Below are 1,576 nucleotides of genomic sequence, written 5' to 3' on the forward strand. Positions count from 1 at the left end.
AGGTACTCCTCCGCGATTTGCGGGCACGCCTCGGCGGCCGCATCTGGGGTATACAGGCGCGCCACCGGGATACCGGAGCTGGTCTCGAACTGCGCCTTGCGCTCCGGTGCGCGAGCCAGGGCCCTGGCGACGGTTGTGTTTTCCCACTTGGCTTTGCGTTCAGATAATCGGCTCATACCGGCTCCGGTTACAAGTTATCAGGTTGCAGGTTATCAGGTTGCAGGTTGAAAGTTGAAGGTTGCAGGTTGGACGTTCTCTTGGCAGCCCAGCTTCTGGACTTTCAACTTTGGACCTTCGACATGGGACTTTCGACATTGGACTTTGGACTTTGGACTTTGAACATTGGACTCTGGACTCTGGACTTTCAACTTTGGACTTTGGACTTTTGACTTTCAACTTTGTACTTCCGCTCGAACAGCTCTGGCTCGTATGGCATGCGCCGGTTCGGGCACGCCTCCCTCGGGCAGAGTTGACAGCTGGCGAAGTCCTCCTGGGTCGGGAACAGGATACCCGACACCGACTTGGTCGGCACCATCAACATGCTGGGCGTCAGCCGCACACCGATCGCGGACTCAACGTCTCCCAGCAGGTCGAACAGAGGCCGCTGCTGGCTGATCGGCCAGTCGGCCAGGGAGCCGGGGTTCATCACCGCAGTCTGCCCCAGGCCGTAGGTCTCGGAAAGATGGCGGAACAGCGTCATGGTCGCAGCGTGCAGCACCGCTTCGTTGATCGCCTCGGCGTAAAACCGGGCCAGGACATCTCCCTGGCCCCGCGCCCAGTCCTCCAGCTCCTGGCCCGCAGTGCACACGAAGGCGAAGGCGCGGTGCAGGCCATCCAGGTTCACCCGCAAGATGCGGCTGGTGAGCCTGTGGCCGTCAGCCACGACGTAGTCGGCTCCCCTCTCCTGGACGAAGATCATGCGATACACAGCCTTGGGCGCAGCCACCGCCTCCGCCTCCGCGATCAGTCTCAACACCTCGGCCTCCCGGCTCGACCCTTCGCGGACGTGGAGGGCCTGCAACACTTGCGGCGCGTTCAGCGTGTACGCCAGCCTGTCCAACACGATCACATCCATGACGCTCCTTACGCAAGAAGTGACCGGCGTCCTGAACAGGGCCGGTCACCGTGCCAAGGATACTGCAGTTGTTACATCATGTCCATGATGTAAGTCATCACGAATTCGGCTCGATTTCCGGGCAACGCGCAGCGGAGCGCCCTGAGCGTAGGTGCGCAACCCGCAGTTGAAGGGGCGGAGCGGCAATCCCGCAGGCCGCATCCTCCGACTTCACTTTGTTCCGCTCAGGATGCCCATGCTCCAGGAGAGAAACGCACCTGAACGGTCATCGCTTGTCATTCGGCTACAGTGCCAAACACGAAGTCCCACACCGGCGAGCTGACGCCGAAGCGCTGGTTCGGCGTTTTGTAGTGATGCATCATGTGATAGCGCTTCAGGTATTTGAGATAGCCGGAGCGCATGGGGAAGTGATGGGTGGCGTAATGGGTCATGTCGTAGATCAGATACCCCACGACGAAGCCGGAGAACAGCGGCGCCACCCACTGCGGCGCGCCCAACAGG

Annotated in this window: 2 protein-coding genes; both read right to left on the reverse strand. The window is 60.8% G+C overall.

All coding sequences use genetic code 11. The features are described 5' to 3' along the window. Positions 1–364: 364 nt before the first annotated feature. Complete coding sequence (locus tag N2041_RS14280) at positions 365–1,075, reverse strand: vitamin B12 dependent-methionine synthase activation domain-containing protein (RefSeq protein ID WP_297679249.1); 711 nt, start codon at positions 1,073–1,075, stop codon at positions 365–367. 275 nt (positions 1,076–1,350) lie between these two features. Further along, positions 1,351–1,576: sterol desaturase family protein (locus N2041_RS14285; RefSeq protein WP_297679250.1), on the reverse strand; the 226-nt coding region annotated here is incomplete at its 5' end.

It is taken from the genome of Tepidiforma sp., from assembly GCF_026419595.1.
Classification (GTDB): Bacteria; Chloroflexota; Dehalococcoidia; order Tepidiformales; family Tepidiformaceae; genus Tepidiforma.

What these genes read in the sequence shown, in the direction of transcription:
- N2041_RS14280 (WP_297679249.1), bottom strand. Translation starts at nt 1,075, where the DNA reads ATGGATGTGATCGTGTTGGACAGGCTGGCGTACACGCTGAACGCGCCG.